Annotated in this window: 13 protein-coding genes and 1 riboswitch; of the genes, 4 read left to right on the forward strand and 9 right to left on the reverse strand. The window is 54.2% G+C overall.

Translation table 11 applies throughout. The features are described 5' to 3' along the window. Positions 1-131 precede the first annotated feature (131 nt). A complete protein-coding gene (locus LOS79_RS22850) occupies positions 132-2477 on the reverse strand; it encodes a heavy metal translocating P-type ATPase (RefSeq protein ID WP_397386680.1) in 2346 nt (781 codons plus the stop codon). Positions 2478-2653: 176 nt separating this feature from the next. Here LOS79_RS22850 and LOS79_RS22855 point away from each other — a divergent pair, with 176 nt between their 5' ends. Together LOS79_RS22855 and LOS79_RS22860 are read left to right on the forward strand one after the other, a co-directional pair. Then, a complete protein-coding gene (locus LOS79_RS22855) occupies positions 2654-2881 on the forward strand; it encodes a hypothetical protein (RefSeq protein WP_315412565.1) in 228 nt (75 codons plus the stop codon). Positions 2882-3996: 1115 nt separating this feature from the next. Then, positions 3997-5055 carry a cation diffusion facilitator family transporter gene (locus LOS79_RS22860; RefSeq protein WP_315412566.1) on the forward strand — a complete coding sequence of 353 codons (1059 nt, stop codon included), beginning with the start codon at positions 3997-3999 and terminating at the stop codon, positions 5053-5055. Positions 5056-5225: 170 nt separating this feature from the next. Here the strand turns inward: LOS79_RS22860 and LOS79_RS22865 are convergent, their stop codons facing one another. From LOS79_RS22865 to LOS79_RS22900, 8 genes are all read right to left on the reverse strand, one after another. Further along, complete coding sequence (locus LOS79_RS22865) at positions 5226-5591, reverse strand: ArsR/SmtB family transcription factor (protein ID WP_315412568.1); 366 nt, start codon at positions 5589-5591, stop codon at positions 5226-5228. A gap of 112 nt (positions 5592-5703) precedes the next feature. Further along, on the reverse strand, positions 5704-6441 hold the full coding sequence (locus LOS79_RS22870) for an ABC transporter permease (protein WP_315412570.1): 738 nt from the start codon (positions 6439-6441) through the stop codon (positions 5704-5706). Between the two features lie 2 nt (positions 6442-6443). Continuing rightward, positions 6444-7160, reverse strand: a complete 717-nt coding sequence (locus LOS79_RS22875; RefSeq protein WP_315412572.1) for an ABC transporter permease — start codon at positions 7158-7160, stop codon at positions 6444-6446. After that, the gene (locus LOS79_RS22880; protein WP_315412573.1) at positions 7157-8074 is read right to left on the reverse strand and encodes an ABC transporter ATP-binding protein; all 918 of its coding nucleotides are present in this window, start codon (positions 8072-8074) and stop codon (positions 7157-7159) included. Before LOS79_RS22880 ends, LOS79_RS22875 begins: the two co-directional genes overlap by 4 nt. Before the next feature lie 62 nt (positions 8075-8136). Next, positions 8137-9570, reverse strand: a complete 1434-nt coding sequence (locus LOS79_RS22885) for a sensor histidine kinase (RefSeq protein ID WP_315412574.1) — start codon at positions 9568-9570, stop codon at positions 8137-8139. Further along, complete coding sequence (locus tag LOS79_RS22890) at positions 9567-10283, reverse strand: response regulator transcription factor (RefSeq protein WP_397386681.1); 717 nt, start codon at positions 10281-10283, stop codon at positions 9567-9569. The genes LOS79_RS22885 and LOS79_RS22890 overlap by 4 nt, the downstream gene beginning before the upstream one ends. Before the next feature lie 84 nt (positions 10284-10367). After that, a complete protein-coding gene (locus LOS79_RS22895) occupies positions 10368-11405 on the reverse strand; it encodes an EAL domain-containing protein (protein WP_315412576.1) in 1038 nt (345 codons plus the stop codon). A 99-nt stretch (positions 11406-11504) separates the two neighbouring features. Continuing rightward, entirely contained in the window at positions 11505-11945 is a 441-nt protein-coding gene (locus LOS79_RS22900; RefSeq protein ID WP_315422405.1) for a pyridoxamine 5'-phosphate oxidase family protein, read from the reverse strand. A 159-nt stretch (positions 11946-12104) separates the two neighbouring features. Here LOS79_RS22900 and LOS79_RS22905 point away from each other — a divergent pair, with 159 nt between their 5' ends. Then, a complete protein-coding gene (locus tag LOS79_RS22905) occupies positions 12105-13277 on the forward strand; it encodes an MFS transporter (protein WP_315412578.1) in 1173 nt (390 codons plus the stop codon). A 46-nt stretch (positions 13278-13323) separates the two neighbouring features. Continuing rightward, positions 13324-14796 carry a hypothetical protein gene (locus LOS79_RS22910; protein WP_315412580.1) on the forward strand — a complete coding sequence of 491 codons (1473 nt, stop codon included), beginning with the start codon at positions 13324-13326 and terminating at the stop codon, positions 14794-14796. Positions 14797-14868: 72 nt separating this feature from the next. After that, a riboswitch (TPP riboswitch) is annotated at positions 14869-15029 on the forward strand. The last annotated feature ends 47 nt before the right edge of the window (positions 15030-15076 follow it).

The following is a 15076-nucleotide window of genomic DNA, read 5'->3' on the forward strand; positions in this document are numbered from 1 at the left end:
CATAATTTTTTCATATATTTATAAATTTCTACCCTGCACTATTGGCTGGAATTTAGATTAGCGCAGCAAGAGCTGTTGCATAGGCACTATGAAGACCTGCAGACAGGAACAGGTATCGTCATTATGTGGCATCAGGCCTTCGGCGGCTGCAATGCACGCATGCTGTTCAGCACGGCAAGCACGGTTACTCCGACATCCGAGAATACAGCTTCCCACATGGTAGCAATTCCGAAGGCTCCGAGGATCAGAAAGACTGCCTTGACCCCCAGCGCAAAAATAATATTCTGCCACACAATTGCCCGTGTACGCTTGGCGATGCCGATAGCAGCAGCAATCTTCGAAGGCTCATCCGTCATAATGACTATATCTGCCGCTTCAATCGCCGCATCCGAGCCTAGTCCGCCCATAGCGATTCCGACATCTGCTCTGGCCAGCACCGGGGTATCATTAATTCCGTCTCCGACAAAAATCATCGTCTCCCGCGGTCCCTTCTCCCGCTCCAGCCGCTCGATGGCTGCAACCTTATCGCCGGGCAGCAATTCGGCATGAATCTCCTGAATACCCAGCTGCCGTCCAACCGACTCCGCTACTGATGAAGCATCTCCGGTCAGCATTACGGTCTTGCGAATACCGAGCGCATTCAGTGCCTGGATCGCCTGAAGGGCATCCTCCTTCACCTCATCGGCAATGACCAGGTATCCGGCATACTGGCGGTCCACTGCGATATGAACTACTGTCCCTTGCTGCTCCGGCTTGCGGCTCAGTATCCCTTCCCGTTCCATCAGCCGGGCATTCCCGGCCAGAACCGCTTTGCCTTCAGCGGTAACCGATATCCCATGGCCGGATATTTCATTGTAGTCTGCGACAGCCTCACCGGGGATCTCCTTGCCGTAAGCAAGGCGGATGGATTCGGCAATCGGGTGGCTGGAATGGCTCTCGGCATAAGCGGCAATCCGCAGCAGCTCCTGCTCCGTGAAGCCCTCTGCCGGATAACTTCCGGTCACACTGAACTGCCCTTTGGTCAATGTTCCTGTCTTATCGAATACTACAGTCTTCACATCATTCAGCGCCTCAAGGAAATTGCTGCCCTTCACGAGAATTCCGTTGCGGGAAGCCGCGCCAATGCCGCCGAAGAATCCGAGCGGGATGGATACTACAAGAGCACAAGGACATGAAATCACGAGGAAGACCAGGGCGCGGTAGATCCAGTCGGAGAACGTAGCCCCGCTGAGCACCAGGGGCGGAACAACAGCCAGCAGCAGCGCTGTTATGACAACTACCGGCGTGTAGGCCCGGGCGAACTTCGTGATGAAATTCTCGGTTTTTGCCTTGTTATTGGTTGCGTTCTGCACCAGCTCCAGAATCTGCGAGACTGCCGACTCGCCGAAATCCTTCGTCACCTCAATGGTCACGACACCATTACGGTTGATGAAGCCGCTCAGCACCTGGCTGCCCGGCTCTGTAGACCGGGGAACCGATTCACCGGTCAAAGCCGAGGTATCCATCATTGCGCTGCCTTCCAGAATAATTCCATCCAGCGGCACCTTCTCACCCGGCTTGACGACAATGCTGTCTCCGACAGTTACCTCTTCCGGCGACACCTTCCGCAGAGTACTGCCTTCCTTCAGATAGGCAAACTCCGGGCGGATATCCATCAGGGCCGTAATGGAGCGGCGTGAACGGTTCACGGCCATCCCCTGGAACAGTTCGCCTACCTGATAGAAGAGCATAACTGCTACACCTTCCGGGTATTCCCCGATGGCGAATGCCCCGATTGTCGCCAGCGCCATCAGGAAGTTCTCATCGAACACCTGGCCGCGGACAATATTCCGGGCCGCCGATAAGACTACCTCGCCGCCGACAATCAGATAAGCCGCGAGAAAAATCAACAGCTCCAGGGGACCGCTGACCGGCAGGAACATTCCGGTCGCAGCCAGTATAGCGCCTCCCCCCAGGCGGAGCAGTATGCTGCGGGTCCCGCCCTCGCCATGCTCGTGGCTGTGGCCGTGGCTGTGCGCTGCAGCATGGGATTCGCCATGGCTGTGGCCGTGGGCCGCGGCTTGGGATTCGCCATGGCTGTGGCTGTGGGCCGCGGCTTGGCTGCTGCAGCATTGGTCATCGCTGCATGCCGCCCCGTTAGCAGAGTCAGGCGCATGGTCCTGGGCCTGAACTGCTGCACGGCGGAGCGGGCCGGAGCTGCCCGCCGGCTGCGGCTTCCTCACTGCCCGGGAAGCAGGAACCTCCCGCAGCTTCACATGCGGCTCAAGCTTGGCAATTGTCCGCTGCGCCTGTTCGCCAGCTTCTTCCGCATCTGCTGCCGCCGTCTCCAGCATCATTGTCTTCGTGGCAAAATTGACGGAACAAGAATTAATACCCTCTATCTTCTTAACCTTATTCTCAATTTTCATGGCACAGTTTGCACAATCGAGCCCCTCGAGTATCCACTTACGCTTCACATTGCCTTGCATCGTATTCAAATGACTCATCTCCCTCAGCCGTTCTTATTTATATATGAGTATTTGTTCATATGTTAACTTACACATATTATATTCCCCTGAATCTTGAAGTGTCAATGCACGAAGTGCATAGTTTGCGACTTTTTCAAGAAATCTAACAGAGATACCGCTGGCTCTGCTTATGCTGCAAGCTGTAGATGGGTATGATTGAGCAAATCAGGGGTATTTGTGCCCCCTTTTTCGCTGAATTTGTGCTGGGCGGGCATTTTTTAGGGGCATTTCTGCCCCTGTTTTCGCCGGTTTTGCGCCGGGCAGGCATTTTAGGGGCACTTCTGCCCCTATTTATTGCTGGTTTTGCGCCGGACGGGCATTTTAGGGGCATTTCTGCCCTTATTATTGCTGGTTGGGCTGAATGGGCATTTTAAGGGGATTTTGCTGTTAATTTCAGCTATCGGCGACGATTCATAAGTACCATCTAAGTAAGCCTGAATGTGGCTCCGGAGTGGAATGTAGAAGAAGAACCACTAACCACCCAAGTCGAATATGAACACCGTCTGGCGCACAATTTGGTACTGTGGGTACCGTGGGTATTGTGAGTACTTGCGCTACTTGGGCTACTTCGGGCACTTCGGATGCTTCAGATGCTTCGGATATTTCGGATACTTTGGGGTGCTTGAACTACTTGGGGTGCTTGGGGTGCTTGGTTACTTCGGACACTTTAGGTACTTCGGGTACTTCAGACACTTCGGGTACTTCAGACACTTCAGACACTTCGGGGACGGACACCACAGCTCTTATCAGCCCGTTTTTGTTCCATTTGACGAGCATGCGGACATCACAGCCTTTATTCGCCACTTTTGGTGTGCTATCTTCAGTTTTCTAGCGAAATAACGGCGCTGGTGTCCGTAAAGGTTAGCATTCAAGCGCTTTTCCATTTTTTAACGTCTCTCCTGTCCGTAACGCTACACTATGTACTTGAAACCGGTCTGTAACTGGCTACTTATTGACTGAGATCATTGGTGTCCCTGTTTTCGCCGGCTTGAGGCTGAGAGGGCAATTAGGGGCATTATTGCCCACGAATTGTGGGAAGCAGGCTAAGTGGGAAAGAAGCTTAGCCCAAGACATTATTAAACAAGCAGCCCAACCAGCAGAACAAACAGGACAATAAGCTTTGGTTACTGGCAGGCCAGACCTAATGTTGTACGGATTACAACTTGGACTCATGAATTTAGCGCTGTTCGTAAGAATTATTGTACAGTTTGCATGAATTCTCGCGCCAGTCCCTAAATTAAGCGAAGATTACTGCCTTTTGTACAACAATTCCTAATTCAGCTTGATATGATGAGCGGAATGTTGCATTTCGTGCAGGATTGGGTTTAGTTTCTTAAGATTCCTGTCTAGCTTATATAAGCATAAATAAAATCATCCGATCTGTTACTTTGAATAAATTCACGTAGGTTACTTGTAATTTTGACTCACTCCATATAATATTAACATATGAGCAGTTATTCATATGTTATTCTGAAGAGGGGTATTAGTAATGAACAATCATACTCACAATGGCAGTAAATCAGATAGCTCGAAGGGGACGCATTCCCACGAACATCATTCGCATTCGCTATCAAATTCCCACCCTCATTCTCACACTCACAATCATTCTCATGCGCCTTCAACTTCCCACTCACACGTACACGATCATGCACACGGTCACTCTCATGCGCATTCCCATGCTCCGGATAACAAGAAGGGGCTGCTTATCGCCTTAATCATTACCGGCGGGATTATGTTTCTGGAATTCTTCGGGGGTCTTGTCACAGGCAGCCTGGCGCTGCTCTCTGACTCCGGGCATATGCTCAGTGATACCGCTTCGCTGGCACTGAGTCTGGTCGCTATGATCCTTGCGGTCAGACCGCCGTCCCACAAGAATTCCTACGGCTTTTACAGATTCGAGATTATGGCCGCACTCTTCAACGGGGTGACCTTGTTTGTTATCGCCGGTTTTATTATTCATGAAGCGTACGGGCGCTTCTTCTCGCCGCCGGCAGTGGCCAGCGGAAGCATGATGCTGATTGCTGCTGTCGGTTTGCTGGCTAATCTTGTCAGCGCCTGGTCCCTGATGCGCCGAAGCGGGGCGAAAGACAATATCAATATCCGCAGCGCCTATCTCCATGTGATCAGCGATGCCCTCGGCTCCGTCGGTGCGCTGGCCGCCGGGTTAATTATGAAGCTTTTCTCCTGGTATATGGCCGACCCTATCATCAGCGTCCTGGTCGCGCTTCTGATTCTGCGCAGTGCGTGGGGCGTCATCAAGCAGGCCTTTCATATCCTTATGGAGGGTACTCCGCTCACTGTGAATACCCATGATGTGCAGGAAGCCCTGCTTGGCATTAATGGCGTTACCGATGTCCATGACCTGCATATCTGGAGCATTACCTCCGGACTGAATGCGCTTAGCGGCCACTTGCTGGTCGACGATCACACGGATCACCAGCAGGTGCTGCAGCAGGCACTTAGCCTGATAGAGGAACGCTTCAGCATTCAGCACACTACCCTGCAAATCGAGGGTTCCGCGGTGAAGCATAAAGAGCTGCCGGTTTAAACAGATCAGCATAGCTTAATGCGGCTGCAGCCTGTAGCCTGCGGCCAGCTGAACCAGCCCGCTTCATGCTCACACCGTTCCTCATCTGAACAAATCCGAACAAAAAAGGGAATGCCCCGGCAGCCTGCTTCCAGCAGCCGGGGCATTCCCTTCTTCATTTGCAGGTGAAGCTATTCATGCCGGATATGCTCATGGGTCTGCAGAAAAATCTGTTCCACATGCGCATCATTCAGCGAGTAATATACGGTCTTCCCTTCCTTGCGGCGCTTTACTATCCGCAGGTTACGCAGGTAGCGCAGCTGGTGTGATACGGCCGACTGTCCCATATCCAGGATGGCCGAAAGATCATGTACGCACAGCTCTTGCTGGGACAAGGCGTAAATCAGCCTTACTCTTGTCGGATCACCCAGCGCCTTGAACATCTCCGCCATCTTATCCGTAGTCCCCCGGTCAGGCAGGATCAATGCCATAGATTCCGGTTCCAGCTCGGAACCATTGCATGTGTTGTCGCATTCTTCAAGTGCCGCTGGCTCCATGCTCTCGCCCTCCTCCATCTGCTTATCCGGCTATCCGGCTGTTAATAGTATCTTCTACGATTAATTATAGAAAAAACTGCGGGCAATGTCCATCACCAGCCGGCAGGTATTCTTAAACCGCCTTACGCCAAAAGAAGAATAACCCTCCAGCCAGGAATACAATCAGGCTCCCGGCCACCACAATCATCAGACTTTCTAACGGAAGGTTGAATGCTCCGAAGTTCTCTTCCCCGTAGGGCGACATTGCGAGCATCGGCTGCACCCACGGATAATACGGGCCGAATCTCGAAGAATTAACAATCAGCATGTTGGGAATGGTGAAGCTCACATTCAGGGCAAGTGGTGCACCGAAGCTGCTCCAGCCCTGGGATACAGCCAGCTGCAGTGCGGCCAGCGGCAGACAGGCAAACCAGCCGCCGAACAGGCCAGGCAGCAGCAGGGACCACGGCACCGCCCCTTCGGCACCGCGGTATAATCCTACACCCAGCACAGCAGCCAGCAATGACAGCTGGACAACAGCAAGGAGCAGCATGATCATCAGATACTTAGCCATGTACACCCATGTTCTTCTTACCGGCAAGGCCAGCAGCAGCTTCCAGCCGCCGTCACTATGCTCGCTGCGGCAGATCAGGGCTGCGAAGATTCCCGAAAGCACCGGGAGAAATAACAGGGCATGAATGACTGTCATGGCATTCATCAGAACCTGCCAGCTGAGTGTTCCATTCTCTTTCAGGTCAGTGATTAAACCAATGGGCACAGAAATGGCCGGGCTAAGCAGCACCAGCAGCCAGATCCAGGATTTCGATATTTTGAGCCGTTCGGCGGACAGGATGCCCAGGAAGATTCTCATACTCAGCCCACATCCTTCCGTGCAAAATGAAGGGCTCCCGGCAGCAGCACCAGGCCTCCAAGCAGCAGGCCCGCAGCGCTGTACAGCCAAGGCTGCTCCGCATTCCAGGCGAGATCAGGCCAGGAGAGCGGAACCCAGCCGGAGAGGAATACTGAGAACAGGCTGAGCAGTGACAAGGTCATGCCCAGCGACACAGGCAGCGTCTGGTTCCGGCTGGATAAGGACAGCCACAGCTGCAGTACAATGACAGGCAGGGCTGCCGCATACGCTGCAAATCCGATCCGCAGCACATCAGTATAAGGCACCGGCTGGCTGCCGAACCCTAGCAGCAGTCCAAGAAGCAACGTGCCTGCCGACAGCAGCAGGCAGGAGACAACAAGCAGCAGCAGACAGAGCAGCAGCTTAGCCATGAATACCGCAGTGCGGGAGATAGGCAGTGCAAGCAGCTGCTTCCATGAGCTGGTCTGATGCTCTACATTCCCGATCAGCGAACAGAGCAGTGTTCCGCCGAGATACAGGGCGACCGGTACGAAACCGGACACATTGCGCAGCAAGCCCCCCCACAGGTCTGCGCTGTACTGCTCGCGCAGATAATCATAGCGGAGCCCGAAATTGACTCCCTGCATCGCAATCAGGCCAATCGGCCCAAGGAATACGAGAAACCATAAACCCTTTCCGCGGATCTTCAGCCAGTCCGCCGACAACGCACGCCAGATCATGACTGATCTCCCCCAATCACCTGCAGGAAGAACTCCTCCAGCGACTGCCGCCGCTCTTCGACCCGGTATATGGCATGGCCGTTCTCCACCAGCTCCTTGATCAGCAGCGCTATTCTGGCATCGCTCATCCGGGGCAGAATCAGCCGGTCCTCCTGCAGCTCACCCCCGCAGCCGCGCCGCAGGGCAAGCACAAGCGCCGCTTCCGGCTCAGACAACGCCAGGCGGAGATCTCCGGCCGCCTGCTGCTGCAGATGGGCGATTGTATCCTGATAGACCATCTGCCCCTCGCGGATAATACCGACGGTGCCGGCCATCTGCTCAATCTCGCTCAGCAGATGGCTGGAGACTAAGACGGTAATGCCCTGCTCCTCCGGCAGCCGCTTAATCAGCGAGCGGATCTCCTGGATGCCCGACGGGTCCAGACCGTTGGTCGGCTCATCCAGAATGAGCAGCTCCGGGCTGCCCAGCAGCGCAGCAGCGATACCCAGGCGCTGCTTCATACCAAGCGAGAAGCCTTTGACCGGCCGTTTCTCTTCCCCGATGAGTGACACGATTTCCAGCACCTCTGCTATGCGGGCTTTCGGCACATCCAGAATCCGGCGGATCGCCTCAAGATTGTCTACGGCACTCAGATGCCCGTAATACGAAGGAGACTCGACCAGCGAGCCTACTTTACGCAGAATCTGCAGCCGGTTGCGGTTCAGCTCCCGGCCAAAAATCTCGATACTCCCCGATGTCGGCTTAATTAGTCCCAGCAGCATGCGGATTGTGGTTGTTTTGCCGGCTCCGTTTGGTCCGAGAAATCCGTAAATTTCCCCTTTGCCGATATTCAGATTCAGCTTCTGCACGGCCGGGCGGCCGCGGTATTCCTTAAGTAAATCTCTGGTTTCAATTACTGTTTCCCTGGTTTCCATGATTTCATTCACCTCTGCATTCAGCATAATGCCTTAAGGTTAAATACACGGAAGGGGCCAGTTTAAATTTTGTTTAAAATCTCCCGGTCCTGCTGCCTGCTCCAGATTACAATCTCGGTTCCCTTACCGGTGCTCTGCATACTCCATTCCAGCTCCATCCTTTTCAGCAGCAGATCGACTATGGACAGGCCGAGGCCCGCCCCTTTGGAATCCGTGCCTCCGTTCAGGCCGGCCCCGCGGTCCGCGATGACAATGACACGCTTGCCACCGCGGATTTCGGTGCGGGCCGCCACATACTTGCCTATGCGCGCATGGCGCAGAATATTCTGGAACAGATTATCCAGTACCCTGCGGAACCAGCTGTCATCCACCATCCAGTACAGCGGAGCCGCCTCCAGCTCCATCTCAATCTCGAAGCCCTCCTTCTCCCAGAGCGGATACCAGGCGGCAGCGCTTTCGCGCAGCAGCCTCAGCACATCCCGGCGTTCCAGATTCAGCGTGATCCGCCCGCTGGTAAGGAGATTATAAGACAGCAGGTTCTCAATCAGCACACCGAGGCTGTCAATCCGCTGATCCATCAGCACCAGTGATTCCTGTCCCCGGGGCGACAGCTCCTCCCTGCCCAGCACATGCAGATGGCTGCGGATGACCGTTAGCGGAGTACGCAGGTCATGAGACAGATCTGCTACAAGCCGCTTGCGCAGCCCTTCCTCCTCGGCTTCCCGGGTCCGGCTGGTCCCGAGTTCAAGCACCATTGTATTGAAAGCTTCCTCCAATTGGCCGATCTCATCCTGTCTGCCCAGCGCAATCAGCTGCGGCAACCGGTCCGTATCAGTGAATCTCATGGCTGTCTGCAACCGCAGCAGCCGTCTGCGGATACTAATGAAATACAGCAGGGATACAACAACAAATCCGGCAAACAGCAAGAGCAGCAATACCATGTACCAGAAGCCCCGTGTCTGAAGATAAGGCTCCCCCTGCACACTCTCCGGTATCTGCATCACCATGAAGCCTTCCCCGGCTTCAGCCTTGTCGCCGATAAAAGCAACAATGGCGAGCGGATCACGCGCAGCGCTTTTTTTCATAAAGGCAATGGCATCAGCGGGACTCCACTGCAAAGGAATCGCCTGCTCCTTCAGTTCAGGAAGCCTGGAGGACAGCTGTACCCGGGTGGTTCCCTTGCCGTCTACCCAGAACATTCCGGCAAGCGGATATTCTGTGCTTAGCTGCCCGAGCCGTTCATCAATAGCCTCCGGCTCCTGGCCGAGCAGCTGCTGCGCTTCCTGATGCCACTTCACTTCTAGCTCGCTGATGTTGGAATATGGCGTATGTTCTGCCGCCGGCTCCCCCTGATTCAGACTGGCGAAGATATTGTAGCCAAGAAACAGCAGGGGAATGAACACAGGGATGAACAGAAGCGCGACGATAATAATCAGCAAGTAGCGGGAGAGCAGTGAGCGGCGCGGAAAGATGCGGTATTGCCCCGTCCGCTTCACGGCCGCACCCGGTAGCCGATGCCCCGCACCGTTTCGATAATCTCCGGTGCCGCCGGGTCCAGCTCCAGCTTTTCACGCAGATAACGGATATGTACCATAAGTGTCTTGTCGCCTTCGATATAGCTCTCGCCCCAGACCGCTTCATAGATCTGCTCCTTGGTGAGAATCTGGCCGAGATGGCGCAGCAAATAGGAGAAAATCTGAAACTGCTTACCTGTAAGCATAATTTCCCGGCCGCTGGCTGCCTCCCTGATCACACTGCTGCCCGGTTCAACTATCAGATGCCGCAGCGCGAGCGGAGCAGATGCTGCTGTACCGCTGCGTCTTAAGAGGACTTCAATCCGTGCAGCCAGCTCATCAGGATGAAACGGCTTGGTAAGATAATCATCAGCGAACTCCAGCCCCTGCAGCTTGTCATCTATTGAGGTCCGTGCTGAGAGCATCAGGATCGGCAGACCCGGATACGCCCGCTTCAGGCGCTGGCCGACAGTGAACCCGTCGAGACCGGGCAGCATGACATCCAGAATAGCCAGCTGACAGCCCTCCGCTGCTTCCAGCACACCTTCCCCGCTCTCCAGCCAGCGGACAGCATATTCCCTTTCCCGTAAATCGGCCGAAACGGCAGTTCCGATTTCACGCTCATCCTCTACGTACAGCAATGTAACACCCACTATTCTTTCCGCTCCCTTCTCTCCCAAGGCTTGGCTGCCCATAGCCGCACTCCTCATATTACATAACAAATCCCCGGAAGCAGGCAGCAAGCATACTGCACTCCGGGGAGAATAATCCTGCATCATTCAAGCACTGAAACCGAAATGAGCCGGCGGCTTGTCCTCCGGTTTCCCGAAAAGATAACCCTGACCCAAATCCATGCCGATATCCCGGCAGAACAGAAACTCCTCACGGCGTTCGATTCCTTCCGCAAGCACACTTGCGCCGAAATCCCCAGCCCGGGAGACAATCTCCTTAAGGATGATTTGCTTGTCCGTATTCTGATCGCAGAAGCTGATCAGCTCGCGGTCAATCTTAACATAATCCGGCTGCAGGCTGGACATCACCTCGACCGTTGAATACCCGGCACCGACATCATCCAGCGCCACCAGCATCCCCTGCTGGCGGTATTCGGCAAAAATCGCGCGAAGATGTGAAATATCGCTGATTTTCTCCGTTTCTACGACCTCAAACACATAATCCTCAGGGTTCTGATCCAGCCGCTGAATCGTCTCAAACGTATGGGTTAGACAATACTTCGGATTATAGATGGAGGATGGCAGAAAGTTAATGAACCGTTTGATGCCCTTGGGCAGTAATCGGGTACTGGTCTCAATAGCCGAGATCCGGGCTGCCCGGTCCAGAAAGGAGTGAAAACCTGTGCGCCGGGCAATCTCAAACAGCTCATAGGGCTGAAAGTAGCTGCCATGCGGCAGCGGCCGCAGCAGCAGTTCGAAGCCTACAATCTCTTCCCTGAAGTCCACAATCGGCTGCATAAAGCTGCAGAAATCATGGCTCATTATAATGGATACCAGATTCTCACTGGAAAAGCGGACCTTCAGCTGGTCCAGTGTAAGCCAGCGGTCCCTGGAGCCGGCGGCACCACTGCCCTTGATGCATAAGGATAAGGCTGGCTCATGCTGCCGCTGATACAAATCCAGCAGCTCAATCAGCCCGAGCAGATCCTCCTTGCAGGCATAGGGAATGATGCAGGTCCTTCCGGTTCCATACACATCATATCCTGCAGCCCTGACCGCAGCGGCAAGCGGAACAGAATAGGGGCGCAGCTTCAGCTCCCCTTCGTCTTCTATCGGGTCAATGTCAGCGCAGTCAACACAATTCATGGCAATCCCCTCCGCCTCAGGATGTCGAAATACTCACGCAATTATAGCATGATTTCCCATATGCCATCTATGATTCGGGGGAGATAGGCGGCGCAATAATTATTTTACTGATCCGGCCGCAGTCCGCTGCCATACGCCATTCTCCTTGTTGCTGCCCGTATATTCAATTCGTGCCGGGGCAAGCTCAAGAATGACATAGTCCGGATCATCCGGGCCTTTGAACCACTGTTCCAGTGCCTTGTTCCAAACCTTGGCCCGGAGGCCTTCGTTCTTGCTCACAGTCACTGTAGCTTCAATCTCCACTACATCCTTGCCTCCGCCCTGTTCATAGCCGAGCAGCAGACAGGCATGCGGATTAGTCTGCAGCTCCTCGACTTTATGGGTGCGGCGGTCCGTAGCCAGGTAAATATCCAGCCCGTCATGAAAAACAGCCATATAACGCACCTTCGGTTTGTTGCCGGCTTCGATGGTGCCGAAGGATCCGAACTTGTTGTCATCCAGCGCCTGCACGATTTTCTTCTCCAGCTCTTGTTGCTCCATTGTCATAAAACCCCTTCCTGATCAGGTGAATATAAGTTTGTATATTCACTTCCGCAATTTGGATTTATTATAAAAACTGTGCCTTGTGTAGTGTACCCGCCCGGTTCATATTGAATCCCGGAGCCGACTCATAAATTCAACCAGAAGGAGCTTCTCCCCTTGAAAAAATTAATCTGGATCGGCTGTCTCTCCTATTTCGTCATCGGTCTTGCACATGTCGTGCTGGGCTCTATTCTGCCGGTGCTGCTCCAGCATTATGACCGCAGCTACAGTGCCGGAGGCGAGCTGATCTTCAGCCAGTTTGCCGGTTTCCTCGCCGGTGTGCTGGTCTCACCGCTCTTGAACCGCCGCTTCGGCAAACGCGGCGGCATACTAATCGCCACCGGCCTGCTGCTCGTTGCGGAAACCGCCTATGCGTTCCTCCCGCCCTGGGGCTGGATGTACGTTATCGCTGTAGCCGCAGGCTTCGGCTTCGGGATGATCGAGGCCGTCATCGGCACGATCATTATTGCAGCCGTCACAGAGGGCACGGCCATCGCCATGAGCCGGCTGGAGGTGCTGTTCGGCGTAGGCGCACTGCTTATGCCGCTGATTGCCAGCCCGCTTATCGCCGCCGGCTACTGGAGGCTGGCTTTTCTGATTGTTGCCGCCTTCTCCCTCATCTCCCTGCTCTTCTGGGCTAAAGGCGGCTTCGGGAAGCTGCAGGCGGTGCTGGATGAGCGCCCGCCGCGCCAGGCAGCAGGCAGCATCCGAACCCGGTTCAGCCAGCTGCCGTACAAAGGCAAACAATGGGTCCTGCTTGGCCTGTTCATTGTTTTCTTCTTCCTCTATGTAGGCACGGAGATGAGTCTGGTTAATTTCATGCCGGCGATCTTTATCGCCAAGCTGGGCATGAGCGAGGCTTCGGCGGCACTGACCGTCACCTTCTTCTGGCTGGCCATGTCGGCCGGCAGGCTGTTCGCAGGCAGTATTGCCGAGCGGTTCTCTTACCGCCTTTATGTGCTGGTCAGCTGCTTTGCCGCACTGCTTTTACTGATTATTTTCCCGTTTACCGAGCACCGGATTGCCGCATTTGCCGTCATTCTGCTGCTTGGGCTGTTCATGTCCGGCCTCTTCTCCATCGCCCTCGTCTTCTCCAGCAAGCTGCTGCCCGGAGCCGAGGAATCCACACCGAGCATCATGATCGCCTCCGGCGGAATCGGCGGGGCGGTATTACCGCTCCTCACCGGCTGGTCCATGGATCATCTGCAGCTTGCACAGACATCGGCGCTCCTGGCCGCGCTCGCCGGCGCATTATTCCTGCTTAGCGTGGCCGCATGGAAAATCGGGTAATATAGCAGGCAGGATCATTATTCTGATTATAAGGACGGAGTCCAATATGGCTGAGCAGCAATCCGGACAAACTGAATTTGCGAACGAACCCACGCTTCATACAGCACTCTTGCAATTCATTTTCCCGTTCTCCATTAAGACGGGAGAGGACAAGGAGCTGATTGGACGCCTGCGCGAGGACGGGTTTATGCCTTTTTTTCTGGACAATAAAGGTTTGGAGCATGCTTATTACGGGGAAAAGCACTGTGTCTCTCATGAGAAAATGGAGCGCAGCTACCTGCCGTTTGCCGCCCATGTACTGTTTCCGCGTGAGAAGGATACCGACTCCTTCCGGCGCTTCTCCCGTGCGAACAATCTGGACTGCCGGCTCGACATGCCGCTTCAGCCTGTGAATTTCCGCGTGCTCTCCACCGATGTGTTCATCTGCCCGTTTCAGCTCGGCTTCCTTAATGTCAGGGTCGAAATCCGGGAGGAGCATCTCCCCTTCAGCATAGCGGTGGAATTCGCCGACCGCTTCCGTATGCTGGAGGATGTTTCTTATCAGGATAAACAGACCCGTATCCACTGCGAGGATAAATCATTCGATCAGGTAGAGGATTTCGTATTCAAGGATCTGGTGTCCGGCCTGGAGCCGTTTCTGGACCCTGCGGAAATCAATGGCGCATATTTTGAAACCTTGCCTTTCTTCGTCGATGAGCGGATGCTGGTACAGGCTTTTTACGGCTTTGACCGCCGGGAGGATGACGATGAGATCAGTGTGGAGCTGCGTTACCGGGCCTCCCAGCTGGATGGGCTGAATGTGGAGAACAGGCCCTATATGAGTGCCAGCGATCCCGAATATATTGAGCAGTATACCCGTGAGCATTGCTACAGCCGCTGGGGACCGGACACCTATTACATGACCAATGAGCAGACCTTCTGCTGTCTGAGCCGGGCTAAGCCGGACGTCGCCACCCAGTTGATCAATCAGATGTACGGCGAGTATTATTACGGCTTCCTGTTGAGTATTTTTCATAAAATCGTGCTCCTGAAGCTCGCCAACCTGCACTCCCGGCTGCGCATCAACCACGATTCCGATGAAATCGAGAATCTGATTTTCCTGATCAACAAATTTTCGGCCAAGTTCTATTTTCTGGAGCTGATTTCGCAGTCGCAGGGCCGGGAGATTTTTTTCCAGCTGCGGAAGGTGTACGGCAATGATGCCCTCTTTGATGAGGTGAAAATGACGCTGAATGACCTGTTTCAGTATCAGGATAAATTCCAGGCCAAGCGGCGGGACACGCTGCTCATGGTACTCACTGTGTTTACGGTGGTCAGCGGGATTTACGGCATGAATCAGGTCATCGAGGACTTGAAGGGAAAGATCGACTGGGGCAAAATGCTGGGATACTCCCCGTTTGAATATTTCGCCCTGTTCCTCACCTTTTCAGGGATTGCAGTCAGCCTCGGGCTGACGTTCAGAGAGGCCTGGAACGCAGTACGCAGCCGCCGCAGAAAACGGTTCTATGATAAAGATTAAGGGTCATAGACTGGACAACCGGCAAAGTGCCGTCTATAATACACCGTAAGAACATAGCAATACCCGTGAACTTCATAGAACCAGGGGTGCTGGAATTGGCCGGCTGAGATTGTATCCCGCAAGCAGAAATGGCAGAACGTCCGTAACAGGAGGGTATCCATATCTGCGGAAAGATACTGACCCTTATACCTGATCTGGATAATGCCAGCGTAGGAATTTTCATTCAATTACAGCCCCTTTACGGGTCCTGCATTGAACCCCCTTGCGCAAGTAACTGGCG

Source organism: Paenibacillus sp. MMS20-IR301, from assembly GCF_032302195.1.
Lineage (GTDB): Bacteria > Bacillota > Bacilli > Paenibacillales > Paenibacillaceae > Paenibacillus_AQ.

What these genes read in the sequence shown, in the direction of transcription:
- LOS79_RS22910 (WP_315412580.1), top strand. Translation starts at nt 13,324, where the DNA reads ATGGCTGAGCAGCAATCCGGACAAACTGAATTTGCGAACGAACCCACG.
- LOS79_RS22855 (WP_315412565.1), top strand. Translation starts at nt 2,654, where the DNA reads ATGGGTATGATTGAGCAAATCAGGGGTATTTGTGCCCCCTTTTTCGCT.
- LOS79_RS22890 (WP_397386681.1), bottom strand. Translation starts at nt 10,283, where the DNA reads ATGGGCAGCCAAGCCTTGGGAGAGAAGGGAGCGGAAAGAATAGTGGGT.
- LOS79_RS22900 (WP_315422405.1), bottom strand. Translation starts at nt 11,945, where the DNA reads ATGGAGCAACAAGAGCTGGAGAAGAAAATCGTGCAGGCGCTGGATGAC.
- LOS79_RS22875 (WP_315412572.1), bottom strand. Translation starts at nt 7,160, where the DNA reads ATGATCTGGCGTGCGTTGTCGGCGGACTGGCTGAAGATCCGCGGAAAG.
- LOS79_RS22895 (WP_315412576.1), bottom strand. Translation starts at nt 11,405, where the DNA reads ATGAATTGTGTTGACTGCGCTGACATTGACCCGATAGAAGACGAAGGG.
- LOS79_RS22870 (WP_315412570.1), bottom strand. Translation starts at nt 6,441, where the DNA reads ATGAGAATCTTCCTGGGCATCCTGTCCGCCGAACGGCTCAAAATATCG.
- LOS79_RS22865 (WP_315412568.1), bottom strand. Translation starts at nt 5,591, where the DNA reads ATGGAGCCAGCGGCACTTGAAGAATGCGACAACACATGCAATGGTTCC.
- LOS79_RS22860 (WP_315412566.1), top strand. Translation starts at nt 3,997, where the DNA reads ATGAACAATCATACTCACAATGGCAGTAAATCAGATAGCTCGAAGGGG.
- LOS79_RS22880 (WP_315412573.1), bottom strand. Translation starts at nt 8,074, where the DNA reads ATGGAAACCAGGGAAACAGTAATTGAAACCAGAGATTTACTTAAGGAA.